The organism is Bacillus cereus group sp. N21, assembly GCF_016483395.1.
Lineage (GTDB): Bacteria > Bacillota > Bacilli > Bacillales > Bacillaceae_G > Bacillus_A > Bacillus_A pseudomycoides.
On sequence record NZ_JAEHBX010000033.1, the window covers coordinates 1 to 25,610 of the forward strand.

Below are 25,610 nucleotides of genomic sequence, written 5' to 3' on the forward strand. Positions count from 1 at the left end.
TACCGGAACCATCTTTTAAGTGCCTAATTTTTAAAGGTCTTTTTATTAAACTGTCCATTTTATAGGGTACAGTTCACCCGGGTCGCCGCTTTTTTATTCATGGAACAGAAGAAAAACGATCGTATCATTTACATGTTTTCGGAACAGGAAATCCGGAAATTACACGTCATTTAGCATTTCGCGATTATATGATGGCACACTGTGAAGAGGCAGAGGTATATGCGGCATTGAAAAAAGATTTAGCAGAAAAATTCACATATGATGGAGATCAATATACAGAAGGAAAGAATGACTTCGTGCGTAACATTGATGAGAAAGCACTTGAGTGGAGAAAAAATAACGGAAGCGAGTAAGCTTGCGTTATTTTTTGCAAGGGGAGAGAAGAGATGAGAAAGATTATGATTATTGGTTCTGGGGGAGCTGGAAAATCAACTTTTTCACGGCGATTAGGGGAGATACTACAACTTCCAGTATTTCATCTTGATGCACTCTATTGGAAAAAAGATTGGGTGCTAGCAAGTCGCGAAGAACAAATACAGGTACAAAAAGAATTAGTAACGCAGGAAGCTTGGATTATCGATGGAAACTATGGATTTACAATGGATATACGATTAGAGGCAGCTGATACCATTATCTTTATTGATTTGCCAAGAATACAATGTTTATATCGCGTAATAAAAAGAAGGATACAATATCATAATAAAACACGCCCTGATATGGGAGAAGGGTGTGAAGAACAATTAGATTTTGAGTTCTTGAAGTGGGTATGGACGTATCCAAAAGTGAAACGACCTGCTATTTTGGGGAAAATACAAGCTGTATCTGCTGAGAAAAATATTGTTATTTTCAAATCTTCAGCTGAAATAGAGGAGTTTTTACAAAAGCTATAAGATGAAACAGTCTTATTTAATAAAATTATTATGTTAACTGTATATATTTTTTGACTTTTTTCAAGAATCTTGTTCAAATAAAGTGACGGTTATAAAATTTAGCGGCACCCTGTCTATAGAATTCGCAGGAGAGAAGAAGGAGGAACGGCCTATCATGTATATTCCAACAACTACACTTCATAATGGCGTGAAAATGCCGATGCTTGGTTTAGGTGTATATAAAGCAAAAGAGGGAGAAGAAGTAAAGCAAGCGGTAAAAACAGCTTTAGAAGTTGGATATCGCTCTATTGATACAGCGACTGTATATGAAAATGAAAGCGGTGTCGGAGAAGCGATTCGTGAATCAGGAATCGCACGTGAAGAATTGTTTATTACGACAAAAGTATGGAATGACGATCAAGGCTATGAAGCAACACTTCAAGCATTTGACAAAAGTTTGAAGGAATTACAAATGGATTATGTGGATTTATATTTGATTCACTGGCCAATAAGAGGGAAATACATAGATACATATCGTGCCCTTGAGAAATTATATGAAGAAGGAAAAGTACGTGCAATTGGTGTTTCAAATTTTCATCAGCACCATTTAGAACAGTTGTTGCCAAGTTGTAATGTGAAGCCGATGGTGAACCAAGTAGAGCTTCATCCGATGCTTGCACAGTTTGAATTACGTGATTTTTGTCAAAATGAACAAATTCAAATGGAAGCATGGAGCCCGTTAATGAGAGGCGGCGAAGTATTTCAGCATCCGATTATTCAAGAAATTGCTAAAAAGTATGAAAAAACGCCTGCTCAAATTATTTTACGCTGGGATATTCAAAGTGGCATTGTAACAATCCCTAAATCTGTTACACCATCGCGTATTCAAGAGAACTTTACTATTTTTGATTTTTCATTAACAGAAGAAGAAATCAAACAAATTGATACGCTTGATCGCAATTTACATGTTGGAACAAATCCTGATAAATACGATACGATGTAAAAAAACGCTACCGATTACGGTAGCATTTTTTATCGGTGTAATGTGTATGTATCGCATTTAACAGCTGCTTGAATTTGTTTATATTCTTCAGTTGTTAATGGAGATTGATTGTTAGCTTGTACATTTTCTTGTAGTTGCTGGATGGAGCTAGCGCCAGGAATAACAGCTGCCACAATCGGGTCATGTAAACAATATTGAAGAGCTGTTTCAGTTAACGAACGTTCCTTTGTAATTTCTTTTACAGTAGTTAATGTTTTTATTAACTCATCATAAGAATAAGAAAGATAATCTTTTTCTTTCACTTTTTCTATCTTTCTTTCATTGTTATCAGTTAACAATCCTTTCGCAAGTGGTCCTCGTGCAATGATGCTAATTTGATGCTCCTGAAGTAGTGGAAACCATTCTTCAGGCTGGCGATTTAAAAGACTATATTCCATCAATACACTAACGATATTAGAACGTTTTGCATATTCACGAATGACGTTTGGACGGATAGAAGAAATTCCGTAATGACGAATCACACCTTCTTGTTTTAATTCTTCAAATGCTTCGATTGTTTCATCGATAGGATCTTCGATTGTACCGCCGTGAAGTTGATATAAATCAATATAATCCGTTTGCAGGCGGCGTAAACTTTCTTTTACCTCTGCTTTTATATAAGCTTTAGAAGGGTCCCAAGACCAGCCGTTTTTCTCCTCAATCCAGTGGTTTCCTACTTTCGTTGTAAGAACAATTTGATCGCGTTTTTCCTTAAGAGCTTTTCCAACAAATTCTTCATTTAATCCATAATTGTATAAGTCTGCTGTATCAAAAAAATTAATTCCTAAATCCATTGCTTCATGGATGATGCGGATCGCTTCATGTTCATTGGTGCCAAGGGACATACAACCGAGTCCCATTTCAGTAACATATAAATCTGAGTTTCCTAATTGACGTTTTTTCATAGGCCAACCTCCTTACTTGTATTGTACGAAAGCAGAAGAAGGTTGACAAATGTTTACTTTTCGTTTGCTGTAATCCATTCTTTTACAGTTTTATACTCTTTTCCGTATTGCTTTAGCTGATGCCGAATTTGCCAAGCCTTTCCGACCAACGTGATACGATTTGGTAAAATATATACTTTCATTTTTATCACGCTCCTTTCAGTGTGGTAAAATGTATGAAGAACAAGTAGGAAATAGAATAGGGAGATGAAATATTGTGAGTAATCTTGCAGAGAGAACGATTGCAACCGAACCAATTTTTGATGGGAAAGTTATTAAAGTTCGTGTTGATGATGTAGTATTGCCAAATGGAGAAGTGAGTAAACGTGAGATTGTCAATCATCCTGGTGCGGTTGCTATAATTGCTGTGACAGATGAAAAGAAAATCGTGCTTGTTGAGCAGTACCGTAAAGCATTAGAAAAAGAGATTGTAGAAATTCCTGCTGGAAAATTAGAGCCTGGAGAAAAGCCAGAGGTAACAGCGGCTCGTGAATTAGAAGAAGAGACAGGGTATGTATGTGACAAAATGGAATTTGTTACATCTTTCTATACATCACCTGGTTTTGCGGATGAAATTCTATATGTATACAAAGCAACTGGATTGAAGAAAAAGGAAAATAAAGCAGCTTTAGATGAAGATGAGTTTGTGGAATTAATGGAAGTTTCATTAGAAGAAGCAGTTGAACTTATGAAAAATCAACGTATCCATGATGCAAAGACTATGTTCGCTGTGCAATACTTGCAATTACAAAAATAAACACTCGCCCAAGGCGAGTGTTTTAATTAATTTTGGCGTATACGCGTGTGTCACGTAAGCTACCGTCTGGAGCAAGAAAGTCGTTTTCTAGTGTACCTTCTAAAATAAACTCAAGACGTTCTGCTAAGGCACATGCATTTACATTTGTAGCATCACAGCGAATTTCAAGTCGTCTCGCACCAAGTTTATCAAAAGCAAACTGGACAGCGCCTTTTACTGCTTCTGTCATATAACCTTGTTTTGTATAAGTGCTATGTAACCAGAAACGAAGTGAAAATTTTGGAATATCCCAGTTTTCTGGATGAAGGGTAAGAGCTCCAATAAACGTACCAGATACTTTATCATATAAGTGAAAAGCTAATGTTTCACGAAGTAAAAATTGTCCATGAGCTTCCCGAACTATTTCCTCAGCACTTTCTTCTGTTTCAGATGTAATGGACATCCAAGGTTGTAAGTCTTCTACAGAAGCTTGAATTGCTTCATACACCTCTGTTCCATCACCTGGGAATGGTTTGCGTACTTGTAGGCGCTCAGTTTGAAATAATGTTGGAAAATCTAATAATAATGGTTTCAAGCAAAATCCCTCCTATTCTCTACTTTTAAGTTTAGCAAAGTAGAGCGGAATTTCAATGTTAATTCGTCATACTTTTTTCTTTCTTTCATACATTTTAGTAAGAGTGTGAACGGAGGGAAGAAAAATGTTACGAAAAACTTGGCAAAATCGTGTAATTTCTCATATCCAAGACAATTCTTCGCTTTACATATTTGTTTCCGTTTTATTATTGATGGGAGTATTATTTGGGGCAATTCTTGTAAATAGTTTGCAGGTGAATCAAAAGCAAGATTTATCTTTTTATTTGAACCGATTTTTTGGACAAGTTTCCAAAGGTGAATTTGCAATTGCGAGTGAAATGTTTCGAGAAAGTTACTTTTCACAATTAAAATATATTGGATTTATTTGGCTGTTAGGTATTTCAATTATTGGATTACCACTGATCTTTATTTTATTATTTTTAAAAGGGATAGTTGTTGGGTTTACAGTAGGTTTTCTAGTGAGTCAGCACGGTTGGAATGGATTGTTATTAGCATTTGTATCCGTGTTGCCACAAAATTTAATTATCATTCCAGCGTTTCTTGTAATGACGACAGTTGCTGCAAGTTTTTCTTTACGTATGATTAGGCATCAATTTATTCGAAAAATCAACGAGCCGCTATTGCCGATGTTAATACGTTACACTTGCTTTTTTCTAATCATTGGAGTGATATTAGCAATTGCCTCTAGTATTGAAGCGTATGCTTCACCAGTTTTAATGAAAGAAGTCGTGGAGTCTATTAATAAAAAATAAATACTACTTGAGAATAATTATCAAGTTATTTTGATTGTTTTTTCTTTTGACAGAAGCCCTTCTTCTGATATAATGGTGTAAGAGTGGCGAGGAGGGAGTAGTACCGAATGGAAGAGAGAATTGAACGAATTAAGAAGCAATTGCATGCAGCGAGCTATAAGTTAACACCACAACGTGAAGCAACGGTTCGTGTGCTGCTAGAAAATGAAGAAGATCATTTAAGCGCAGAAGATGTTTACCTCCTTGTAAAAGAAAAGTCGCCAGAGATCGGACTAGCAACCGTCTATCGAACTTTAGAGTTATTATCTGAGTTAAAAGTTGTTGATAAAATTAACTTCGGAGACGGTGTTTCACGCTATGACTTACGTCAAGAAGGTGCACAGCGTTTCCATCATCATTTAATTTGTACACAATGCGGTGCTGTACAAGAAATTCAAGAGGATTTACTTGGTGAAGTGGAGAAAAAAGTAGAACGAGACTGGAGCTTTAAGGTAAAAGACCATCGTTTAACTTTCCATGGGATTTGTAAAAATTGTCAAGAAAATGAAACGGATGAAAAATAACCTTTTCCTATTTAGCTAGGAAGAGGTTTTTTTATTTGAATTTAGGTATAAATCGCAGAAAGCTTGGCATATGTTGTAATAACATATATTTTGGAGGAGTTTACAATGCGCCGAGCTTTAAAATTAACTTTTGATGGGATGAAAGTATTTTTATTATTTACAGGTTGTACGATTTTGTTTTATTTCGCTATACTATGGATAAATGAAGAATATGAAAGTTATCATCGTTATGAAAAACCAAAAGAAGAGACAGTAGAAAAAGTATCAGGGAATGAGGAACCAGCAAAAGATGCTTTCGTAAATAGAATGATTTTTTTCTATGAAAATGGGGAGTAGTGCAGATTGGAAGATCAATTAAAAGATTTTATTCATTATATGATTGTTGAAAAAGGGTTAGCTAAAAATACAGTTGTATCCTATGAGCGTGATTTGAAAAGTTATGTGAAGTATTTACAACATGTCGAGCAAATCAAAACATTTCACGAAGTGACAAGGATACACATTGTGAATTTTTTGCAGTATTTAAAAGAGAACGGAAAATCATCAAAAACGTTGGCACGCCACATTGCCTCTATTCGTTCGTTTCATCAGTTTTTACTTCGTGAACGAGTGGTAGAACATGATCCATCTGTACATATTGAAACACCTCAAGGTGAGCGGAAATTACCGAAAGTATTGTCAGTGAGTGAGGTAGAGGCATTGCTTCAAACGCCAAAAGAGACAAGTGCATTCGGTATTCGCGATAAGGCTATGCTAGAGTTATTGTATGCAACAGGACTACGTGTTTCCGAATTAATTGCACTAAATTTAGAGGATGTTCATTTGACAATGGGATTTGTTCGCTGCGTCGGAAAAGGGAATAAAGAAAGAATCATTCCGCTTGGAAGCTTAGCAACGGAAGCAATTCAGCGCTATATTGAAAAGGGAAGAAAAGAATTGATGGGCAAAAAAACAGTAGATGCACTTTTTTTGAACCATCATGGAAACCGCTTATCACGCCAAGGTTTTTGGAAAATTTTAAAACGACTAGCAAAAGAGGCGAATATAGAAAAAGAGCTTACGCCGCATACTTTGCGTCATTCGTTTGCGACACACTTATTGGAAAATGGAGCGGATTTGCGTGCTGTACAAGAAATGCTGGGACATGCAGATATTTCAACAACACAAATTTATACGCATGTTTCAAAAGCTAGATTAAAAGATGTATATAAACAGTTTCACCCGAGAGCATAATGATTATGCTCTTTTTTTATTGTAATGTAAGGCGGGAGTGTAAGAGTTAGGTAGTTTTGACGATTCGCATTCTAGTAATTATAGAATGCATTTTGAAAATGGAAAATAAGTAGAAAAAAGCACTTCACAAAAACTTCACAAACATTTCTTATATTGTTTTCAGCAGGAGGCTAGAATACGACTAGTCTTTTCCTCTATACTAAGTAGAGTATGAAGGAGGAAATGATAATGAAAAAACTGATAATTACGTTATTTATTGCGATGCTAGCATTAGCTGGTTGTAATACAAAGAAAGAAGAAGCGCCGAAAAAAGAGAAACTTGAAGAAGTTAAAGTAGCAGTTCAAACAAACCCGAAAGAAATTAAGCCAAATGAAAAAACAGAAGTACAGGCACTTGTTACGCAAGGAAAAGAAAAAGTAACGGATGCTGACGATGTGAAGTTTGAAATTTGGAAAGATGGCGAAGAAAAACATGAAATGTTAAACGGTAAGCATAAAGGGAAAGGTGTTTATGCGGTAGAGAAGACATTCCCATCTGACGGCGTGTATCATGTTATTGCACATACAAATGCACGTGAAATGCATGTTATGCCAGAAGTAAAAATTGCTGTAGGAAATGCAAAAGTTGAGGACACGAAGAAAGAAAATGGTGGTCATGAGGCAGGACATGGCGATCATAAGAGTGATACGATGATTCACCTTATGGCTGGCGATGTAAAAGCAAATGCTGAATCAACAATGAAAGTTCATTTGAAACAAAAGGAAGAAGCATTAACTGGAGCTGAAGTACAACTTGAAATTTGGAAAGACGGCGTGGAAAAACATGAGTTTATTCCAGCAAAAGAAGGTAATAAAGGCGAGTATGAAAGCAAACATACGTTTAAAGACGCAGGTGCTTATAAAGTGAAGGTTCATGTGAGAAAAGGTGAACTTCACGAACATAAGGAAGAAACAGTAGAGGTAAAATAAGGAGCGGCTCTTTAGAGCTGCTTTTTTCTTTAGGTTAATGAAATATATCATAATTTCATTAGCACTTCTGTGCAGAATGGATTACAATAGAAAGTGTGACAAAAATAAGAATTTCTACGAAAATGTATTAAAAAGAAAGCGTAAACATGTTATGATATCAGTATGAGATGTCTGACATCTGACTTAGAAAAAACAGGAAAGTTTTTTGCTTCGTTTGAAAATAGAGCGAAGCGGGTTGGAGAATGGCTTGAACAAGTGTTTTAGTTAGTGGGGAAACGAGAGAATTCTTACTGATAACAGTTTCACTTTACAACGTTTTGAACATACTACAAGAAGTAGAACTGAACATATAGGAGGTTGCAGTTATGAATAAATATAAACGTATTTTCCTAGTCGTAATGGACTCTGTAGGAATCGGAGAAGCGCCAGATGCTGAAAAGTTTGGTGATGTAGGTTCTGATACAATCGGTCATATTGCTGAACATATGAATGGATTACAAATGCCAAACATGGTGAAATTAGGCCTTGGTAATATTCGTGAAATGAAAGGGATTTCTAAAGTAGAGAAGCCACTTGGTTACTATACAAAAATGCAAGAAAAATCTACTGGTAAAGATACAATGACAGGCCACTGGGAAATCATGGGTCTTTACATCGATAAACCATTCCAAGTGTTCCCGGAAGGATTCCCAAAAGAGTTACTTGATGAGTTAGAAGCAAAAACAGGGCGCAAAATCATCGGTAATAAACCTGCTTCTGGAACAGAGATTCTTGATGAACTTGGTCAAGAGCAAATGGAGACAGGTTCTTTGATCGTGTATACTTCTGCTGATAGCGTATTACAAATCGCAGCTCATGAAGAAGTAGTACCACTTGAAGAGCTATATAACATTTGTAAAATTGCACGTGAGTTAACACTGGACGAAAAATATATGGTGGGCCGCGTTATTGCTCGTCCATTCGTTGGAGAACCAGGAAACTTCACACGTACACCAAACCGTCATGACTATGCATTAAAACCATTTGGTCGTACAGTAATGAACGAACTAAAAGATAGCAATTATAACGTAATTGCAATTGGTAAAATTTCTGATATTTACGATGGGGAAGGCGTAACTGAATCTCTTCGTACAAAATCTAATATGGATGGAATGGATAAACTTGTAGATACATTGAATATGGACTTTACAGGTCTTAGCTTCTTGAATTTAGTTGATTTTGATGCGATGTTCGGTCATCGTCGTGATCCTCAAGGATACGGAGAAGCATTGCAAGAATATGATGCACGTCTTCCAGAAGTATTTGAAAAACTAAAAGAAGATGATTTATTAATCATTACAGCAGATCATGGTAATGATCCAATTCATCATGGTACTGACCATACACGTGAATACGTACCATTACTAGCATATAGCCCAAGCATGAAAGACGGCGGACAAGAACTAACACTTCGCCAAACATTTGCTGATATTGGTGCGACTGTAGCAGAAAACTTCGGTGTGAAAATGCCAGAATACGGAACAAGTTTCTTAAACAACTTAAAGAAATAAGGGGGACAACATAATGAATCGTGAACTTATTACAAAATCAGCTTCATACTTAAAAGAGAAATTCCAAGAAACACCACAAGTAGGACTTATCCTTGGATCTGGACTAGGTGTCTTAGCAGATGAAATCGAAAATGCTGTAACAGTACCATACTGCGAAATTCCTGAATTTCCAGTATCAACTGTAGAAGGTCATGCAGGGCAGCTTGTATTTGGTACACTTCAAGGTGTTACTGTAGTTGCGATGCAAGGACGTTTCCATTTCTACGAAGGATATGACATGCAAAAAGTAACATTCCCAGTTCGTGTTATGAAGGAACTAGGTGTAGAAACAGTTGTTGTAACAAACGCAGCTGGTGGTGTAAATACATCATTTGAACCAGGCGATCTTATGTTAATTTCAGACCATATTAACTTCATGGGTACGAATCCATTAATCGGACCAAATGATGCTGAAATGGGCGTACGTTTCCCTGATATGTCTACATCGTATACGGAAGAGCTTCGCGAAATGGCAAAACAAGTTGCGGCAGACTTAAATATTAAAGTGCAAGAAGGTGTATACGTTGGAATGACAGGTCCTGTATACGAAACACCTGCTGAAATTCGTATGCTTCGTACACTTGGCGGAGATGCAGTTGGTATGTCTACTGTACCGGAAGTTATTGTAGCGCGCCATGCTGGTATGAAAGTACTTGGAATTTCTTGTATTTCAAACATGGCAGCTGGTATTTTAGATCAGCCACTTCATCATGATGAAGTAATTGAAACGACAGAACGTGTGAAATCTAATTTCTTAGCATTAGTAAAAGCAATTGTAAAACAAATGAAGGGGTGAGTTTACAATGAGAATGGTGGACCTAATTGCCAAAAAACGTGATGGACATGCATTAACAACAGAAGAAGTGAAATTTATTGTAGAAGGCTATACAAATGGTGACATTCCAGATTATCAAATGAGCTCATTCGCAATGGCAATTTTCTTCCAAGATATGAATGATCAAGAGCGTGCTGATTTAACGATGGCAATGGTGAATAGCGGCGATACAATTGACTTATCAGCGATTGAAGGAGTAAAAGTAGATAAGCATTCAACGGGCGGTGTTGGTGATACAACTACGCTTGTATTAGGTCCATTAGTGGCTGCTTTAGATGTACCAGTTGCTAAAATGTCTGGTCGAGGATTAGGGCATACAGGCGGTACAATCGATAAATTAGAAGCAGTACCAGGATTCCATGTGGAAATTGAAAATGATGAATTTATTCGTCTTGTAAATGAAAATAAAATTGCAGTTATCGGACAAAGTGGAAACTTAACACCTGCTGATAAAAAGTTATATGCACTTCGTGATGTAACAGCGACAGTAAACTCGATCCCTCTTATTGCGAGCTCTATTATGAGTAAAAAAATTGCTGCTGGTGCAGATGCGATTGTACTTGATGTAAAAACAGGTGCAGGTGCATTTATGAAAACGGATGAAGATGCAAAACGTTTAGCAGAAGCAATGGTACGTATTGGTAATAATGTTGGTCGTAAAACGATGGCAGTTATTTCTGATATGAGCCAACCGCTTGGCGAGGCAATTGGTAATGCATTAGAAGTACAAGAGGCAATTGATACATTACAAGGTAAAGGACCAAAAGACTTAGAAGAGTTATGTTTAACACTTGGAAGTCAAATGGTATACCTTGCTGGAAAAGCTTCTTCTTTAGAAGATGCGCGTGAAAAACTAATCGAAGTAATGAACAATGGAAAAGCGTTAGAAGCGTTTAAAACGTTCCTGGCAGCGCAAGGCGGGGATGCTTCTGTTGTTGATGATCCTTCTAAACTGCCACAAGCACAATTTAAAATTGAAGTAGAGGCAAAAGAAGATGGATACGTATCTGAAATTGTTGCAGATGAAATTGGAACAGCAGCAATGCTTTTAGGGGCAGGCCGTGCAACGAAAGAATCTGTGATTGATTTAGCTGTTGGACTTATGCTTCGCAAAAAAGTGGGCGATAGCGTGAAAAAAGGTGACTCACTTGTTACGATTTACGCGAATCGCGAAAATGTAGAAGATGTAAAAGCGAAAATTTATGAGAACATGAAAATTGCGAAAGACCATGTTGATGCACCGAAACTCGTGCATGGCATTGTAACGAAATAAGTTAAAAAGCTAAGGAGCCTTCTCCTTGGCTTTTTTTACTGTTTTTTGTTTATAATAATAATGGGTGAAATTATGATTAAAATTTGTGCAGTAACGAAAGAAGATGAAGTATTATACGATGTTTCGTTAGAAGAAACAGGACGAGAAGATATCGCATGGTATTGGCTTGATTTATATAAGCCAACAAAAGAAGAGTATACATACATTTTACAAAAACATTTTAAGTTCCATCCCCTTGCGATTGAAGATTGTGTAGAATATGTACAGAGACCAAAAGTGGATTTCTATGATGGATATAACTTTTTAGTTCTCCATGCATTTGGAGAAGATGGATTAGAGCCACATGAGATCGATCTATTTGTTAGTGATTGTTATATTGTCTCTTTCCATTTTTCACATAATAATGCGATTGAAAGAGTGTGGACAACGCTTGGCGAGAGGAAACGTATCAAGAAGAGTCCCCTCCATGTAGCACATACAATCATTGACCAAATTGTGGATGACTACTTTGCACCTGTTTATTATATTGAAGATCATTTAAATGCGATTGATGATAATTTAACAGGGGATACAGCAGGGCGTGTACTAGAAGAAGTATTCGATATTCGTACGGACTTATCTAAGCTTAGACGTACAATTATACCGATGCGTGACCTCTTGTATCGTATTTTAAATTCAACTCGGTTTTACGGTGTAAGTGATCATGAAATTTACTTTAAGGATATACATGATCATTTACTAAAGCTTTCTGAAATGATTGAAGCAAGCCGAGAATTAACAGCTGATATTAGAGATAGCTATTTTTCATTGAATTCGCATCATATGAACAATATTATGAAAACATTAACGGTTTTCTCGACCATCTTCATGCCATTAACATTTATTGCAGGGGTGTATGGGATGAACTTCGCGCATATGCCAGAGTTAGCAGGGAAATATAGCTATTTTATTTGTTTAGTTATTATGGCGTTAATTGGTGGAGGAATGATGGCCTGGTTCTATAAAAAAGGATGGTTTAAGTAAAAAAACGCCGAGGGGATTCCCCGGCGTTTTTTCTAGCCAATAGCATGTAACACAAACATGGCTAAGAATAGGCATGTAATGATATACATAGACGGTGCGACTTCTTTATGCTTTCCAAGAGCAATCTTCAAAATAGGATAAGCAATAAATCCGAACGCAATGCCATCAGCGATACTATATGTGAGCGGAATCATAACGATAATTAAGAACGCTGGAAATCCTTCTGAAAAGTCGTTTAGAGGGATTGCCTGAATGTTTGTAATCATTAGACCGCCAATAATAATTAAGATTGGTGCAATGGCACTATCAGGAATTAATTTTACAAACGGAAGAGCAAACAGTGATGCAAAGAATAACATCCCTGTAATGATAGACGTCAGACCTGTTTTACCGCCTGCTGTAATACCTGCGGCACTTTCTACTGTTGAAACGGTAGGACTTGTGCCAAATAGACCACATGTCATTGCTGAAATTGCATTTGCTTGATAAGCACGTGGAAATTTACGGTCATCTTCTAATAATCCGTGTAAAAGTCCCATGTTCTCAAAAATAAGCACCATGCTTAAGGAAAATGTTGCAATCCAAAACGGTAAGGAAGAAAGTTTCCCAAATGACATAGCACCAAACACATCCCCGTAGTTAGCGAATGAAAATGAGCTATTTCCTACTTGGCTTGTATCAACAAGACCAAATAGCCATGCAATACCGGTTCCAATTGCAATCGTCCATAAAAAGTTCCCACGTACGTTACGAATAAATAACACAAGTGCCACAATAAGAGTAAGCAGTGTTGCCAAAACAACAGGACTACTTAATTTTCCTAATGCAACAGCAGTGTTCGGATGCGAAACGACAAGACCGCCTTTTTGCAAACCAATGAAAGCTAAGAATAAACCGATGCCGACAGTAATCGCTTCTTTTAATGACTTTGGAATTGATAATGAAAGCGTACGAGCAATCGGTGTAAACGCGGCGATTGCAAAAATAATACCGGCGATAAAGACAGCTGCTAATGCTTCTTGCCAACTTAATCCAAGCGTATGCACAGCTGTGTACGTGAAGAATGCATTTACACCCATACCGGGTACAAGAATAGCAGGTGCATTTGCCCAAAATGCCATCATTAGACATCCGACAAATGAACTAAAAACAGTTGCCAAAATTCCTGCTTCAAGTGGAATGCCGGCATCTGATAAAATGGAAGCATTGACAATCATAATATAAACAATTGTGAAAAATGATGTTGCTCCAGCTAATATTTCTTGCTTTGGTGATGTATGGTGTAGGTCTAATTTAAATGTTCTTTCAAGTATTCCTTTCATGTTAAACCTTCTTTTTCATATCCCTCTCCCACCCGTGATATCTCTTTTGTAAAGAGCTCACCGTCCTTTATTATATCAGAACATAATCTTTTTACAATAAATAAAATGAGAACGTTTACTTAAAAGGTAACTGGTGCTATAAATATGTGAAAATGGCACGGACATTAGAGATGATTTCTAGTTCTCCAGATTGAATTGGAGGAGCAGCTTGTGCGTGTAAAGTAGCTTGAGACATAAATTCACGCGGTGTTTGTGCTGATTCTTCAACGAGTGAAAGTGGGACGGGATTAATATTTAAATTATACGAACTCGCAATTGTACGAGCTTTTTCTTGAGCGTGCTGGACTGCTTGTAATAGTGCTTGTTGATAGTAAGCGTTTGGATGGGAAATGCGGAAGCGTAATCCTCTTGCTACATTTGCTCCATTTGTAACGGCTATATCATATACTTCCCCAGCTTTTTGTACATTTAAAACGGTAATTTCATACAAATGCTCTACTCGGTACCCTTGTAACAATGCTTTTTCGTTTACGTATTCATATTGAGGAGTAATTGTATAGGAAATGGTTTCTATATCCTTATCAGCGATACCGATTTGTTTAAGTGCAGCAAGTAATTGTTTAGATTGGATTGCATTTTCCTCCTGTGCTTGTTTCACATCTTTATTATCTGTTCTAATACCAATTGTTAATACAACGACATTTGGTTTCGCTTTTATAACTCCTTCTCCTTGTACAGTAATAGTTGCTTGTTTTCCATTGCGGATATCGGGTGAATAGGGATTCATGCCAACTTGCATTTTTGCTCACCATCCTTTCTATATGTATATGAACAAAAGAGAGAGAAAATTGTATGTAAAAAGTTACATAATTGAGAATCAAAAGGAAAGAAAGCATATACAATGTAGGTATTTATAGATTATAATATGTGTAAATATGATAAAAAAGGGTCGAGGCTAGTGAGCGAAAAAAGAGAAGCACTGATTTTAGATTTATCTACATCATTTCGAAAGATGATACGTTTATTACAAAATGATATTAATACACGTTTTTCAGAGCATATGCCATATAATGAATTTTCTGTATTGCGTGCATTATTTTTGAAAAGCCCACAAATGGCTTCGCAAATAGCTAGTGAAGTGAACGTAACATCCAGTCATATTACAGCAGTAACAGATCGTTTAGTTAGAAAAGGTTTTGTAACAAGAAAACGTTCTGATTCAGACCGTCGTATTGTGTATTTGGAGATTACAGAACATGGAAAAGAAGTTACACAAGAACTTGAAGCTGTACGTAAAGAATACTATAAAGAAAAATTTAAAGGGTGGAGCGATCAAGAGATTGAGATGGTATTAGAACTATTTGGTCGCGTACTATAATTACAATAAATGAGGGTAGGGGGGCAAAGTGCTTTCCTATCCTTTTTCTTTTGAATAAAAATATTTTGAAACTCCAATACTTTAAGTAAAAAGTATCGGAGGGAAAATAATGAAATACATCGTTTCATTCGTAATTATTATTGGAAGTTTTATATGCTCTAGCACATTAATTTATGCAAAAACACCAATCCAAGTTGTTCAAAAAGAACTGCACTATATTGCGAGTGATCAGCTCGTTTTATATTCGAAATTATGGGTTCGTTCTATGCAGAATACTATTCTTTTTCACCATAGTAATAATATTCGTGAGCAAGATACACTGCGCAATGTCACAAATTCTTCTCTCGTAAAAGTAAAACAACTTTCACTTGAAAAGGCTTCGCATTACATCCCGAGGTTATCTCAATACGTCTCTAAATTTGAAAATAAAAATGTTCAAGTGTATTACGTTGCTGTTCGTTATGAAGTGAAAAAAGAAAATCCATATCAATTAAATGGAATGAATTATTTTCTTCAAGTGTTTGTGCAGGAACAAGGAGATTGGAAAGTTGCTGAAAGTATTATAGCTCCGACAGATCAAATGATAGAGAATGGTGATGGATTTGGAATGAAAGAAGAGAAAGAGTACGGAAAAAGAAGAGAGAATGTGAAATAACCTCCTCGGGTGAGGAGGTTATTTGTTATTTGAAATTCCAAGAAAACTTCCATCTTAATAAACGTGATAAAAGGAAGTAGCTAACAATACCGGCTCCAAAAAATCCACCATAGTAGTTAAACAGAGACCCACCACTTCCTGCTAATACTCCTCCGAACAGTCCAATCAAGATAACGGAACATATCATAAACGATTTTTTGAGCTTTGGATACAATAGAAATTTCCCATTTTGTTCATTTGGAGATCTAACATATAAGTACGTACTTAAAGGTAATAAAATCAGGATGTTTGCAATTGGACCAATGAGCGTCTTTGCTGAAGGAATGTGAGTAAAGTTTGGTTCATTATGGCGCACTCCATCAACATCGGTATAAGCACGCTGTGGATCATAATCAAAGTTAATATGAAACCCTTGTGCAGGTCCAAGAATACTTGCCATTTCTAGTATGTTTGTATATGAATCCGAAATTTCATTCTTTGTAGTAGGATTTTCACCTGTGTGCATAGTAATACATACCACAATAAGAGCAGGAAGTACAAAAGGTAAACCTAGTATTGCAATAGTAAGAAATCCTTGCGAAACAACATTACCAGCAATTGTGCCGATACATAATGCAAGTGTGTAAATAGCAATTAGTATGAGAAGCATATAGAGAAAATAAGTATGAAAAGGTGAAAATAATTGATATTTATTATGAAAAGTTGTCTTTTTCATAATGGCAAAAAGCCCCCAGTTAATTATGACAACTGCTATAATATTGCACACACCAAAAAGCCATTTTGTTAAAAATAGATGTATACGCTTAAATGGCATAGACCATAGAAAATCACTTGATTGATTTTGGCGTTCCCATCCGATGAGGGCGCAAGCTAAAGCGATAATTACACTCCCTTGAATAATAAGGGGATCGATTAGTGAAAGATTATAATGATAATGAAATATATATTTCCATTTATTATTCTCATGAAAATAGTTTAGTTGTTCTGCTGCTGCTAAATAATATTTATATGATAGTACGAAGAAACTTACTAGCCAAAATAACCAAATTATATATTTGCTTTGTTGATATGTACGTAGCCATAGTGCTTTTTGAAACATAGGATCTCTCCTTTAAAAGGCTTTATAGTTTGTAAGTCGTGATAATATAAAATAGGTGATAGTTCCAACTAAAAAGAAACCAACATAGTAACTAAATAACAAATCAAAATGGTTTAGCATTTGTCCCCCAATTAATGCAAAATACAACGTCGCACTCCATATCCAGAGTGAACGATATTTTTGAAAAAGAAAGATTTTCTTATTATTTTCGTTCGGTGATCTCGTATAAAGAAACACACCAAGAAATAAGCAACAAATTGTGTAGAAGAGTGGAACAAGGATTGCTTTAGCGGAATAGTAACTATGATAAGCAGGCCCTTGTGGAATTTTTTCGTTATCATCGGTTGGCTGGGAGTTAGGATGATAACTGTAATTAATAGAAAAATGCATGATAGGAACTGAAATGTCTGTTTTTTTACCAATTGTGTAAAGTGATTCGTATTTCATATGATTTTTTTTATCTATCGCATCTACATGAGTTGTGAAGGAGAAAATTAAAAGTGAAAAGAATCCCATACCGATTACACAAAAAGTAATGCTGAAGAAACTTTGTGAAATGATACTCCCGGTAAATGTCCCAATACATAAAGAAGCGGTATAGATTGCCACATAAGAAACAATGGCATAAAGAAAGTATCGATGGAATGGACCAAATGATTGATATTCAAAATGAATTGTTGATTTATAAATGAAATACATAAGAACCCAATTTATGAGAAAGGATCCTACAATAAAAAATGTACCGAAAAGCCACTTTGATAGAAAAATATCACGTCGTTTAAATGGCATTGCCATAAGTATATTTCCCGACTGGCTACTCCGTTCCCATCCAATTAAGAGGCATGCTAGAGCAATGATAACAATCGCTAACCAAAAGATATCAGAAGAATAAAAAGAATAGTGATAATAAAATTTTCCGTCTTCCAGAAGTTCTGGATGAGAAAAGAGTTGTTGTTGTTCTTGGGCAGCTTGATGGTACTCATAGGGAAGAAAGTAAAGAGTGCTTATAAAGAATATGAACACTACATATTTTCCAAGCTTCCAATTCTGCATCCATAATGCTTTATGAAACATAAACATCCCCCTCAAATGTCGTAACGAATACATCTTCAAGTGACATTGTTAATTCCTCAATGAGCAGTGGCTGTTCTTTATGGAATTTTTCGAGTGTAGCAGCTACGTTTCCTTCGATTAAAATCGTATATACTTTTCCAGTTTGGTTTAATATTTTAATATTGCTTAAGTTTTCTAGCTTTTGAGGTAGAGAACGTTCATAAGCAACTTGGATTTTTGCATAGCATGACTTTGTGTCATCTAGTGCTGTGACAGAAGCGATTGTATGATTTTTTAAAATGATGATTGTATCAGCAATTTTTTCAACTTCGTCTAAATGATGGGTAGAGATGAAAATTGTAATTTCTTTTTCTGCCACTTCTTCAACGAGAAATTGTAAGATTTGTCTTTTTACAATAGGATCTAGTCCGTTTGTTGGTTCATCTAAAATGATGTATTCTACTTTAGCTGAAAAAGCTAAAATCATAGCAAGTAAGGCCTTCATACCTTTTGAATAGCTACGAATACGTTTGTTAGGTAAATGAAAACGTTCTAATAGCTCATAAAAATAATTTTCGTCAAATGCTGTATAGACTGCTTTATAAAACTTCACAATCTCTTTTACCGTATATCCATTCAGTATATTAGTAGAATCCGGTACATAAGCTACCTTCTGCTTAATTTCTGGATGTTTATGAACATCCATATCATCATATGTAACAGTTCCGTCATCCGGATCTAAAATCCCAACAAGCGTCCGAAGTAAAGTGGTTTTCCCCGCACCGTTCCTTCCGAGTAATCCAACAATACTTCCTTTTTGTAATGTGAAAGAAATATTGTCTAAAATGACTTGGTTATCAATTGTTTTTTTGATGTTCGTCACTTTCAGCATCTGTATTCCCTCCCAGTTCTTTATAGTATGAGTCTATCCAGTCGTGAATTTTTTCTTTCGTAATTCCAAGATAAGAAGCTTCTAGTAATAGTTGGTGAAATTGTTTTTGGACCATAGCAATTTTCCTTTCATCCCATGTCGGTGTAATCGATTGAGAGACAAATGTACCTTTTCCTCGCAGTGTTTCAATAATTCCTTGTCGTTCCAATTCTTGGTACGCTTTGCTTACTGTATTCGGATTAATGACAAGAAGTGAAGCAAGTTCACGTACAGATGGTAGTTTATCGTTTGGTGCTAACATGCTTTTTAGTACGAGTTCTTTTATACTTTGAACAATTTGTTCCCATATCGGAGTGCTGCTTCTTGGATCAAGTTGAATGTGCAAGAGCAATGTCTCCTTCCTGATGAAATTTAAGTGTACTACTAGATGTAATACACTTAATACAATATATATGATAAATTTGTTTGTCAACACAAATTTATAGAAAAATATGGTATAAAAACATATTGTTTGGAAAAAATAGGTTTGATATAGAATGGAGGGTTAGTCATGAAGCGAGTTTTTGGAATACTTGTTTGTTTCATGTTGCTATTTTCTAGTGTTTCAGTTGGCTTTGCACAATCTGAGAAAGCGCAGTCTGAGAAAACAGAAGTAGAAAAGACACCGAAGTTAGCGGAGGAAGCATCGTCAGCAATTGTTATTGAGCAAGATACAGGTAAAGTCTTATTTGAGAAAAGTCCAAATGAAAAACTGCCGCCTGCTAGTATGACAAAGATTATGACAATGTTGCTTATCATGGAACAAGTTGAAAAGGGAAAACTAAAACTAGAGGATAAAGTCAGAGCAAGTGAACATGCAGCTTCAATGGGTGGTTCACAAATCTTTCTTGAGCCGGGTGAAGAGATGACAGTGAATGAAATGCTAAAAGGGATTGCAATTGCATCGGGAAATGATGCATCTGTTGCGGTTGCTGAGCATATCGCTGGTTCAGAAGAAGGCTTTGTAAACATGATGAATAAAAAAGCAAAGGATTTAGGATTGAAAAATACACATTTCCAAAATCCAACGGGTCTTCCAGCGAAAGACCATTATTCAACAGCATATGATATGTCAATTATGGCGAAAGAGTTGATGAAATATCCACTCATTCGAAAATATACAGGAAAGTATGAAGATTACTTACGTGAAAATACAGAGAAAAAGTTTTGGCTTGTGAATACGAATAAATTAGTTCGTTTTTATCCTGGGGTAGATGGGGTGAAAACAGGTTTTACAACAGAAGCAAAATATTGTTTAACAGCATCAGCTGAAAAAAATGGCATGCGTGTCATTTCTGTTGTCATGGGAGCGCCAACATCAAAAGAACGTAACAACCAGGTAACAAAGCTCCTTGATTATGCATTTGGACAATATACAACGAAAAAATTGTATAAACGTGGTGAAAAAATTCAAACAGTAAAAGTAGGAAAAGGGAAGAAAGAAAAGGTAGATTTAGTTTCATCGGATAACGTATCTCTTCTGATGAAAAAAGGCGAGAATATGGACAAGGTAAAACAGGAAGTTATCGCTGAAAAGAAAGTAAAAGCACCAATTAAAAAAGGTGATGCACTCGGTACACTTGTTATAAAAAAAGATAAAGATGTTTTATTAAAGCAAACGATTGTAGCGAAAGAAGATGTTGCTGCAGCGAGCTGGTGGGAACTATTTAAAAGAAGTTTAGGGATGTTTTCAACATCGAAATAGAAGCAAAGGTATTACTACTTTCTTACCCTCATGCATGAAAAAGGTAGAATAATTGCTGAAAGATTCACATTATGACGAAATAGTACTTCTTTTGTCAGTAGGAAGGATTCTTATTTTATGTTCACGAAAACCTTATGTAAATGAGTCAAGTTTAAGCATAAGGAGGAAATCGTGTGAGTCTTTCCATGCATTTAGAAGTAAAGCGTGATGTCTTATGTGTTCGGCTAGCGGGTGAATTAGATCATCATACTGCTGAAGAGTTGCGAGCAAAAGTAACGGATATGATTGAGACGCATCGCGTTCATCATATTGTACTAAGTTTAGAAAAACTAACATTTATGGACAGTTCTGGTCTTGGTGTTATATTAGGCAGATATAAGCATGTTAAAGGTTTAGGAGGGGAGATGGTCGTTTGTGCAATCTCACCTCCTGTAAAGCGTTTATTTGAAATGTCAGGTCTGTTTAAAATCATTCGCTTAGAAGAAAGTGAAGCGCATGCGCTCGCGACATTGGGGGTGGCATAAATGAGAAATGAAATGAACCTTCAATTTTCAGCATTAAGTCAAAATGAATCGTTCGCTCGCGTCACAGTTGCTGCTTTTATTGCACAATTGGATCCAACGATGGAGGAATTAACAGAGATAAAAACAGTTGTGTCTGAAGCAGTCACAAATGCAATTATTCATGGGTATGAAGGGAATGCAGAAGGTGTTGTTTACATTTCAGTGATTTTGGAAGAAGCAATGGTGAAACTCACGATTCGAGATGAAGGGGTTGGCATTTTTAATTTAGATGAGGCAAGGCAACCTCTTTTTACAACTAAACCTGAATTAGAGCGTTCCGGAATGGGATTTACTATCATGGAAAATTTTATGGATGAAGTAGAAGTTATTTCAAATGAATCTTTCGGGACAACAATCCATTTGACAAAATACTTATCAAATAGTAACGCTCTATGCAATTAAGGAGAATTGCCTATGGACATTGAGGTCAGAAATGAGAAGAAGAAACCTCAGTTAAAGGACCACGAGTTAAAAGCGTTAATTCAAAAAAGTCAAGATGGAGACCAACAAGCAAGAGATACAATAGTCCAAAGTAATATGCGTCTTGTATGGTCAGTTGTACAACGTTTCCTCAATCGAGGATATGAACCAGATGATTTATTTCAAATTGGCTGTATTGGACTCTTGAAATCGGTAGACAAATTTGATTTGTCTTTCGACGTGAAATTCTCAACCTATGCAGTTCCAATGATTATTGGAGAAATACAGCGATTTTTGCGTGATGATGGATCCGTGAAAGTAAGTCGTTCTTTAAAGGAGACTGGAAATAAGATTCGAAAGATGAAAGATGAGCTTTCTAAAGAATATGGAAGAGCTCCAACGATTAATGAGGTAGCAGAAGCGCTTGAGTTGACACCAGAAGAAGTTGTTCTTGCGCAAGAAGCGAGTCGCACACCATCATCCATACATGAAACAGTTTATGAAAATGATGGAGATCCCATTACGATACTAGATCAAATCGCGGATCAAACAGAAACGAAATGGTTTGATAAAATCGCTTTAAAAGAGGCAATTAGAGAACTGGATGAGCGTGAACGCTTAATTGTATATTTGCGCTATTATAAAGATCAAACTCAATCAGAAGTAGCAGAGCGAATTGGAATTTCACAAGTCCAAGTATCAAGGCTTGAAAAGAAAATATTAAAACAGATGAAAGATCGAATAGATGAATAGCCATCTATTCGATTTTTTTGCTTTGAACTAGAAACCAGTGATAGTTCAAATAAGATTGAGAAGAAGAAAAAATCGCATCTTATATTACTGTTGTTATCCTTTCCAAAATCAAAAAATTTCATTCACCCAGAAGTATTTATGTAATTTATTGATAATTATGTAAATTAGGAATGTAATTCAAGTATAAACTTGTCATAGAGGGGAAAGGAAACCTTAATAAACCTCACTTGAAAGTTCAAAATATGAAAATAACGCTTCTAAAAAAATACAGTTACTTTATTCACCGAGTGATTATTCATTAAAAATCCAACGTGCAAAGTTCCATTTTATAAAAAAAGTTGTATTAGAAAATTTTCCAGAAACCATACTACAACTACGAGGAATAGTAAAGAGGTGAATGGAGTGGAGCGAACAATCTATCTCAAAATGCGAAATCGTCTGCAAGTATCCCCTTCATATGAGGTGAAGATTGAAGATATTGCACAAGTAGTTGGGGATTCTGGCTTAGTAGAAAAAATAAAAAAGCAACTTGTCTATAAAATCACAAAACGTGATAAAACACATGTTGTAATTGATGCGATGAAAATCATTCAAGTGATTCAACAAACTACGCAGCATATACAAATTAATTTATTTGGTCCTGGGCAAACACTTGTAGAAATCGTCTATGAAAAAAAGAAAGTACACTCCATTTTCTTTGGATTGGTTTGGATGTTACTTTTTGTCGGTGCGGCTCTTGCGATTATTTATTTTCATGAAGATGTAAGTATGCAGCAAGTACACTGGCGCTTATATTACATGATTACGGGAGAAATCAACTATAAACCGCTCCTGTTTCAAATTCCGTATTCTTTAGGACTGGGATTAGGGATGGTCTTATTTTTTAATCATGTGTTTCAAAAACGAATTAATGAAGAGCCAAGTCCGTTAGAAGTGGAAATGTTCCAGTATCAACAGTCACTCGATCAATATGTCATGATCAATGAAAATAAAGAGAGTGCAAAACAAATCGCAGATGATTGAGTATGGAGTAGTGATAGTAATTGGGCTTGCTGGTGGGATCGCAGTTGGAGGGGGATATGTGGCATTTTTAGCTGTGCTTGGTGTAATCCCACGTTTAGCCCAGTTAACAAGGAGTGGCCATCGGGTTCAATTTTTTGAGTGGGCCGTAATTGGTGGTTCTTTGGCCGGAGCATGGTGCAGTTTAAGAGATATAACCTTTCAAACATCTCAGTATTGGCTCGTTTTACTTGGCTTATTTTGTGGAACATTTATTGGTATGCTTGCTGCGGCTTTGACAGAGGTATTGAATGTTTTACCTATATTAGCAAAACGAGTAGGCGTAGATGGGAAAATTGTCATTCTACTCGTTGCACTTGTACTTGGAAAGGTAATGGGCTCTTTATTTCATTGGATTTATTTTGCAAGATAGGAGGTATCAAGATGGCCCAAAATAAATTAAAAGATGATTACATAAATAAAGTAAAAAATTATCATCCAAAGCCAAATTATGTGATGAATTGTGTAAAAGCTTTTGTTGTAGGTGGACTGATTTGTACAGTAGGTGAATGCTTGATGAAATTTTATATGTATTATTTTCACTTTAATGAGCAAAATGCGGGGAATCCTACGATAGCGACACTTGTATTATTATCAGCCATATTAACTGGATTTGGTGTATATGATAAAATCGGTCAATTCGGAGGGGCTGGTTCAGCAGTTCCTGTTACTGGATTTGCAAATTCAATGGCAAGTGCGGCAATGGAGCACCGTAGTGAGGGAATTGTACTCGGAGTTGCTACAAATATGTTTAAGCTTGCTGGAAGTGTAATTGTATTTGGAGTTGTTGGAGCATACATTGTTGGTCTAATTCGATATACGTTTAAACTTTGGTTGTCTTAAAGGAGATTAGATATGAGATTGACAGGGAAGCAAACATGGGTATTTCAAAATAATATATTTGTGAATGCAACAGGTACTGCTGTCGGTCCAAAAGAAGCGGAAGGTCCTCTTGGAAAGTGTTTTGATATTTCATATGATGATTTGCATTGTGAGGAAGAAAATTGGGAGCTTGCTGAAAGAAGATTGATGAATGATTCAATTCAGCAGGTCATACAAAAGGGGAATATAAAGCCTTCGCAAATTGATTTTTTTTTAGCGGGAGATTTATTAAACCAAACTGTTACAGCAAATTATGTGGCGAGGGAGCTTGGGATTCCTTTTTTAGGAATGTTCAGCGCTTGTGCAACATCAATGGAGACACTAGCGATTGGATCGGCCTTTATTGATGGAGGCTTTGCTAATCGTGTGATAGCTACGGTTAGTAGTCATAATGCAACTGCAGAACGGCAGTTTCGTTATCCGACAGAATACGGGGGGCAAAGACCTGGTTCAGCAACTTCAACTGTTACAGGGGCAGGGACGGCTTTAATTAGTAAAGAACAGAGCAATATTAAAATAACGGCTGCAACCATTGGAAAAGTGCAAGATTTAGGAATTACAGATCCTTTTGATATGGGATCAGCAATGGCACCTGCTGCTGCCCATACGATTCAACAGCACTTTGAAGATTTAGGGAGAAGTGCAGCTGATTATGATCTTATCGTTACAGGGGATTTATCAGGTGTTGGGGCACCAATTACGAAGCAACTTTTACTTGAGGAAGGGTATGACTTAGGAAATGTATATAATGACTGCGGATTAATGATTTATAACAAGGATCAAGAAGAGGTTTTTGCAGGTGGAAGCGGTTGTGCCTGTTCGGCAGTTGTAACATACGGTCATTTACTACAAGAAATGAAAAAAGGAAACTTACAGCGTATTTTTGTAGTTGCAACAGGAGCGTTGTTAAGCCCGATTATGATACAACAAAAAGAAACGATTCCGACAATTGCACACGGCGTTGTATTTGAAAGGATAAAAGGGGTGTGAATTGTGGATTTTGTATACGCGTTCATCGTTGGGGGAGCTATCTGTGTAGTAGGACAGCTTTTATTGGATTTTGCTAAATTAACTCCTGCACATTTGATGGCAACTTTTGTAGTAATTGGAGCGGTTTTAGATAGCTTTGGACTATATGATAAGCTCATAAAATTTGCAGGTGCTGGAGCAACTGTTCCGATAACGAGCTTTGGACATTCCCTTTTGCATGGAGCACTAGAGGCGGCTGAAAAACATGGTTACTTAGGAATTGGAATGGGTATGTTTAGTTTGACTTCTTCAGGTATTTCAGCATCGATATTATTTGCATTTTTTGTAGCACTTATATGTAAACCGAAAGGATAAATC

At 36.3% G+C, this 25,610-nt stretch carries 32 protein-coding genes and 1 pseudogene; 24 read left to right on the top strand and 9 right to left on the bottom strand.

Annotated features, from left to right (window positions below):
- Positions 1-80: 80 nt before the first annotated feature.
- The 3 genes and pseudogenes from JDS96_RS18015 to JDS96_RS18025 form a co-directional block, all read left to right on the top strand.
- Positions 81-353: pseudogene (locus tag JDS96_RS18015) on the top strand (GrpB family protein); the annotation flags it as partial.
- Positions 354-386: 33 nt separating this feature from the next.
- A complete protein-coding gene (locus tag JDS96_RS18020) occupies positions 387-890 on the top strand; it encodes a DNA topology modulation protein (protein ID WP_003208339.1) in 504 nt (167 codons plus the stop codon).
- 154 nt (positions 891-1,044) lie between these two features.
- Entirely contained in the window at positions 1,045-1,872 is an 828-nt protein-coding gene (locus tag JDS96_RS18025) for an aldo/keto reductase (RefSeq protein ID WP_199667607.1), read from the top strand.
- A gap of 29 nt (positions 1,873-1,901) precedes the next feature.
- Here the strand turns inward: JDS96_RS18025 and JDS96_RS18030 are convergent, their stop codons facing one another.
- Complete coding sequence (locus JDS96_RS18030) at positions 1,902-2,816, bottom strand: aldo/keto reductase (RefSeq protein ID WP_199667608.1); 915 nt, start codon at positions 2,814-2,816, stop codon at positions 1,902-1,904.
- Positions 2,817-2,869: 53 nt separating this feature from the next.
- Positions 2,870-2,998 (bottom strand): Z-ring formation inhibitor MciZ, encoded by a 129-nt coding sequence (gene mciZ / locus JDS96_RS18035; protein ID WP_018780828.1) that lies wholly within the window; start codon positions 2,996-2,998, stop codon positions 2,870-2,872.
- A 74-nt stretch (positions 2,999-3,072) separates the two neighbouring features.
- On the opposite strand from mciZ, the gene JDS96_RS18040 reads away from it, so the two are divergent.
- Positions 3,073-3,612 carry an NUDIX hydrolase gene (locus JDS96_RS18040; protein ID WP_003208342.1) on the top strand — a complete coding sequence of 180 codons (540 nt, stop codon included), beginning with the start codon at positions 3,073-3,075 and terminating at the stop codon, positions 3,610-3,612.
- Between the two features lie 22 nt (positions 3,613-3,634).
- On the opposite strand, the gene JDS96_RS18045 is transcribed toward JDS96_RS18040, so the two are convergent.
- Complete coding sequence (locus JDS96_RS18045) at positions 3,635-4,186, bottom strand: GNAT family N-acetyltransferase (protein WP_006095883.1); 552 nt, start codon at positions 4,184-4,186, stop codon at positions 3,635-3,637.
- Between the two features lie 124 nt (positions 4,187-4,310).
- On the opposite strand from JDS96_RS18045, the gene spoIIM reads away from it, so the two are divergent.
- From spoIIM to corA, 9 genes are all read left to right on the top strand, one after another.
- Positions 4,311-4,958: a stage II sporulation protein M gene (gene spoIIM, locus JDS96_RS18050; protein WP_199667609.1), complete on the top strand. Its 648-nt coding sequence runs from the start codon at positions 4,311-4,313 to the stop codon at positions 4,956-4,958.
- A 107-nt stretch (positions 4,959-5,065) separates the two neighbouring features.
- Positions 5,066-5,521 carry a ferric iron uptake transcriptional regulator gene (gene fur, locus JDS96_RS18055; protein ID WP_000392653.1) on the top strand — a complete coding sequence of 152 codons (456 nt, stop codon included), beginning with the start codon at positions 5,066-5,068 and terminating at the stop codon, positions 5,519-5,521.
- 105 nt (positions 5,522-5,626) lie between these two features.
- Positions 5,627-5,857 carry a YqzK family protein gene (locus JDS96_RS18060; protein ID WP_016116176.1) on the top strand — a complete coding sequence of 77 codons (231 nt, stop codon included), beginning with the start codon at positions 5,627-5,629 and terminating at the stop codon, positions 5,855-5,857.
- Between the two features lie 6 nt (positions 5,858-5,863).
- Positions 5,864-6,754, top strand: a complete 891-nt coding sequence (gene xerD, locus JDS96_RS18065; protein ID WP_003208345.1) for a site-specific tyrosine recombinase XerD — start codon at positions 5,864-5,866, stop codon at positions 6,752-6,754.
- 228 nt (positions 6,755-6,982) lie between these two features.
- Positions 6,983-7,723: a FixH family protein gene (locus tag JDS96_RS18070; protein WP_018766098.1), complete on the top strand. Its 741-nt coding sequence runs from the start codon at positions 6,983-6,985 to the stop codon at positions 7,721-7,723.
- A 365-nt stretch (positions 7,724-8,088) separates the two neighbouring features.
- Entirely contained in the window at positions 8,089-9,273 is a 1,185-nt protein-coding gene (gene deoB, locus JDS96_RS18075; RefSeq protein ID WP_199667610.1) for a phosphopentomutase, read from the top strand.
- Positions 9,274-9,286: 13 nt separating this feature from the next.
- A complete protein-coding gene (locus JDS96_RS18080) occupies positions 9,287-10,108 on the top strand; it encodes a purine-nucleoside phosphorylase (RefSeq protein ID WP_199667611.1) in 822 nt (273 codons plus the stop codon).
- Between the two features lie 7 nt (positions 10,109-10,115).
- Complete coding sequence (locus tag JDS96_RS18085; protein WP_199667612.1) at positions 10,116-11,420, top strand: pyrimidine-nucleoside phosphorylase; 1,305 nt, start codon at positions 10,116-10,118, stop codon at positions 11,418-11,420.
- Positions 11,421-11,480: 60 nt separating this feature from the next.
- Positions 11,481-12,443: a magnesium/cobalt transporter CorA gene (gene corA, locus JDS96_RS18090; RefSeq protein ID WP_199667613.1), complete on the top strand. Its 963-nt coding sequence runs from the start codon at positions 11,481-11,483 to the stop codon at positions 12,441-12,443.
- A gap of 32 nt (positions 12,444-12,475) precedes the next feature.
- Here the strand turns inward: corA and JDS96_RS18095 are convergent, their stop codons facing one another.
- Together JDS96_RS18095 and JDS96_RS18100 are read right to left on the bottom strand one after the other, a co-directional pair.
- Positions 12,476-13,765, bottom strand: coding sequence for an NCS2 family permease (locus JDS96_RS18095; protein ID WP_098101646.1), 1,290 nt, complete (start codon positions 13,763-13,765; stop codon positions 12,476-12,478).
- 136 nt (positions 13,766-13,901) lie between these two features.
- Entirely contained in the window at positions 13,902-14,564 is a 663-nt protein-coding gene (locus JDS96_RS18100) for an SIMPL domain-containing protein (protein ID WP_003200046.1), read from the bottom strand.
- Between the two features lie 159 nt (positions 14,565-14,723).
- Here JDS96_RS18100 and JDS96_RS18105 point away from each other — a divergent pair, with 159 nt between their 5' ends.
- Together JDS96_RS18105 and JDS96_RS18110 are read left to right on the top strand one after the other, a co-directional pair.
- Positions 14,724-15,143 (top strand): MarR family winged helix-turn-helix transcriptional regulator, encoded by a 420-nt coding sequence (locus JDS96_RS18105; RefSeq protein WP_006095879.1) that lies wholly within the window; start codon positions 14,724-14,726, stop codon positions 15,141-15,143.
- Positions 15,144-15,252: 109 nt separating this feature from the next.
- Complete coding sequence (locus JDS96_RS18110) at positions 15,253-15,798, top strand: hypothetical protein (protein ID WP_199667614.1); 546 nt, start codon at positions 15,253-15,255, stop codon at positions 15,796-15,798.
- Between the two features lie 25 nt (positions 15,799-15,823).
- Here JDS96_RS18110 and JDS96_RS18115 read toward each other — a convergent pair whose 3' ends face one another.
- Genes JDS96_RS18115 through JDS96_RS18130 form a run of 4 tightly spaced genes read right to left on the bottom strand, consistent with a single transcriptional unit; the run spans position 15,824 to position 19,227 of the window.
- The gene (locus JDS96_RS18115; RefSeq protein ID WP_199667615.1) at positions 15,824-16,897 is read right to left on the bottom strand and encodes an ABC-2 transporter permease; all 1,074 of its coding nucleotides are present in this window, start codon (positions 16,895-16,897) and stop codon (positions 15,824-15,826) included.
- A 12-nt stretch (positions 16,898-16,909) separates the two neighbouring features.
- Positions 16,910-17,971 carry an ABC transporter permease gene (locus JDS96_RS18120; protein ID WP_199667616.1) on the bottom strand — a complete coding sequence of 354 codons (1,062 nt, stop codon included), beginning with the start codon at positions 17,969-17,971 and terminating at the stop codon, positions 16,910-16,912.
- Complete coding sequence (locus tag JDS96_RS18125) at positions 17,961-18,842, bottom strand: ABC transporter ATP-binding protein (RefSeq protein WP_199667617.1); 882 nt, start codon at positions 18,840-18,842, stop codon at positions 17,961-17,963. The genes JDS96_RS18120 and JDS96_RS18125 overlap by 11 nt, the downstream gene beginning before the upstream one ends.
- Complete coding sequence (locus JDS96_RS18130; protein WP_199667618.1) at positions 18,808-19,227, bottom strand: GntR family transcriptional regulator; 420 nt, start codon at positions 19,225-19,227, stop codon at positions 18,808-18,810. Before JDS96_RS18130 ends, JDS96_RS18125 begins: the two co-directional genes overlap by 35 nt.
- A 165-nt stretch (positions 19,228-19,392) precedes the next feature.
- Between JDS96_RS18130 and JDS96_RS18135 the strand changes: the two genes are divergently transcribed.
- From JDS96_RS18135 to spoVAE, 9 genes are all read left to right on the top strand, one after another.
- Positions 19,393-20,586, top strand: a complete 1,194-nt coding sequence (locus JDS96_RS18135; RefSeq protein WP_018766090.1) for a D-alanyl-D-alanine carboxypeptidase family protein — start codon at positions 19,393-19,395, stop codon at positions 20,584-20,586.
- 173 nt (positions 20,587-20,759) lie between these two features.
- Positions 20,760-21,110 (top strand): anti-sigma F factor antagonist, encoded by a 351-nt coding sequence (spoIIAA, locus tag JDS96_RS18140; protein ID WP_016116162.1) that lies wholly within the window; start codon positions 20,760-20,762, stop codon positions 21,108-21,110.
- Positions 21,111-21,551, top strand: coding sequence for an anti-sigma F factor (gene spoIIAB / locus JDS96_RS18145; RefSeq protein WP_003200026.1), 441 nt, complete (start codon positions 21,111-21,113; stop codon positions 21,549-21,551). It abuts the gene before it with no gap.
- Between the two features lie 12 nt (positions 21,552-21,563).
- Positions 21,564-22,322, top strand: a complete 759-nt coding sequence (sigF, locus tag JDS96_RS18150) for an RNA polymerase sporulation sigma factor SigF (RefSeq protein WP_003200028.1) — start codon at positions 21,564-21,566, stop codon at positions 22,320-22,322.
- 402 nt (positions 22,323-22,724) lie between these two features.
- Positions 22,725-23,345, top strand: a complete 621-nt coding sequence (locus JDS96_RS18155) for a stage V sporulation protein AA (protein WP_199667619.1) — start codon at positions 22,725-22,727, stop codon at positions 23,343-23,345.
- Complete coding sequence (locus tag JDS96_RS18160) at positions 23,338-23,754, top strand: stage V sporulation protein AB (RefSeq protein ID WP_003200010.1); 417 nt, start codon at positions 23,338-23,340, stop codon at positions 23,752-23,754. The genes JDS96_RS18155 and JDS96_RS18160 overlap by 8 nt, the downstream gene beginning before the upstream one ends.
- Before the next feature lie 11 nt (positions 23,755-23,765).
- A complete protein-coding gene (gene spoVAC / locus JDS96_RS18165; RefSeq protein WP_016116157.1) occupies positions 23,766-24,224 on the top strand; it encodes a stage V sporulation protein AC in 459 nt (152 codons plus the stop codon).
- Between the two features lie 12 nt (positions 24,225-24,236).
- Complete coding sequence (gene spoVAD / locus JDS96_RS18170; protein WP_199667620.1) at positions 24,237-25,253, top strand: stage V sporulation protein AD; 1,017 nt, start codon at positions 24,237-24,239, stop codon at positions 25,251-25,253.
- A gap of 3 nt (positions 25,254-25,256) precedes the next feature.
- Positions 25,257-25,607, top strand: a complete 351-nt coding sequence (spoVAE, locus tag JDS96_RS18175) for a stage V sporulation protein AE (RefSeq protein ID WP_003200018.1) — start codon at positions 25,257-25,259, stop codon at positions 25,605-25,607.
- Positions 25,608-25,610 lie beyond the last annotated feature (3 nt).

Coding starts and splice junctions, on each gene's coding strand:
- JDS96_RS18020 (WP_003208339.1), top strand. CDS start 387: ATGAGAAAGATTATGATTATTGGTTCTGGGGGAGCTGGAAAATCAACT.
- JDS96_RS18025 (WP_199667607.1), top strand. CDS start 1,045: ATGTATATTCCAACAACTACACTTCATAATGGCGTGAAAATGCCGATG.
- JDS96_RS18030 (WP_199667608.1), bottom strand. CDS start 2,816: ATGAAAAAACGTCAATTAGGAAACTCAGATTTATATGTTACTGAAATG.
- mciZ (WP_018780828.1), bottom strand. CDS start 2,998: ATGAAAGTATATATTTTACCAAATCGTATCACGTTGGTCGGAAAGGCT.
- spoIIM (WP_199667609.1), top strand. CDS start 4,311: ATGTTACGAAAAACTTGGCAAAATCGTGTAATTTCTCATATCCAAGAC.
- fur (WP_000392653.1), top strand. CDS start 5,066: ATGGAAGAGAGAATTGAACGAATTAAGAAGCAATTGCATGCAGCGAGC.
- JDS96_RS18060 (WP_016116176.1), top strand. CDS start 5,627: ATGCGCCGAGCTTTAAAATTAACTTTTGATGGGATGAAAGTATTTTTA.
- JDS96_RS18070 (WP_018766098.1), top strand. CDS start 6,983: ATGAAAAAACTGATAATTACGTTATTTATTGCGATGCTAGCATTAGCT.
- deoB (WP_199667610.1), top strand. CDS start 8,089: ATGAATAAATATAAACGTATTTTCCTAGTCGTAATGGACTCTGTAGGA.
- JDS96_RS18080 (WP_199667611.1), top strand. CDS start 9,287: ATGAATCGTGAACTTATTACAAAATCAGCTTCATACTTAAAAGAGAAA.
- JDS96_RS18085 (WP_199667612.1), top strand. CDS start 10,116: ATGAGAATGGTGGACCTAATTGCCAAAAAACGTGATGGACATGCATTA.
- corA (WP_199667613.1), top strand. CDS start 11,481: ATGGGTGAAATTATGATTAAAATTTGTGCAGTAACGAAAGAAGATGAA.
- JDS96_RS18095 (WP_098101646.1), bottom strand. CDS start 13,765: ATGAAAGGAATACTTGAAAGAACATTTAAATTAGACCTACACCATACA.
- JDS96_RS18100 (WP_003200046.1), bottom strand. CDS start 14,564: ATGCAAGTTGGCATGAATCCCTATTCACCCGATATCCGCAATGGAAAA.
- JDS96_RS18110 (WP_199667614.1), top strand. CDS start 15,253: ATGAAATACATCGTTTCATTCGTAATTATTATTGGAAGTTTTATATGC.
- JDS96_RS18115 (WP_199667615.1), bottom strand. CDS start 16,897: ATGTTTCAAAAAGCACTATGGCTACGTACATATCAACAAAGCAAATAT.
- JDS96_RS18120 (WP_199667616.1), bottom strand. CDS start 17,971: ATGTTTCATAAAGCATTATGGATGCAGAATTGGAAGCTTGGAAAATAT.
- JDS96_RS18125 (WP_199667617.1), bottom strand. CDS start 18,842: ATGCTGAAAGTGACGAACATCAAAAAAACAATTGATAACCAAGTCATT.
- JDS96_RS18135 (WP_018766090.1), top strand. CDS start 19,393: ATGAAGCGAGTTTTTGGAATACTTGTTTGTTTCATGTTGCTATTTTCT.
- spoIIAB (WP_003200026.1), top strand. CDS start 21,111: ATGAGAAATGAAATGAACCTTCAATTTTCAGCATTAAGTCAAAATGAA.
- sigF (WP_003200028.1), top strand. CDS start 21,564: ATGGACATTGAGGTCAGAAATGAGAAGAAGAAACCTCAGTTAAAGGAC.
- JDS96_RS18160 (WP_003200010.1), top strand. CDS start 23,338: ATGATTGAGTATGGAGTAGTGATAGTAATTGGGCTTGCTGGTGGGATC.
- spoVAC (WP_016116157.1), top strand. CDS start 23,766: ATGGCCCAAAATAAATTAAAAGATGATTACATAAATAAAGTAAAAAAT.
- spoVAD (WP_199667620.1), top strand. CDS start 24,237: ATGAGATTGACAGGGAAGCAAACATGGGTATTTCAAAATAATATATTT.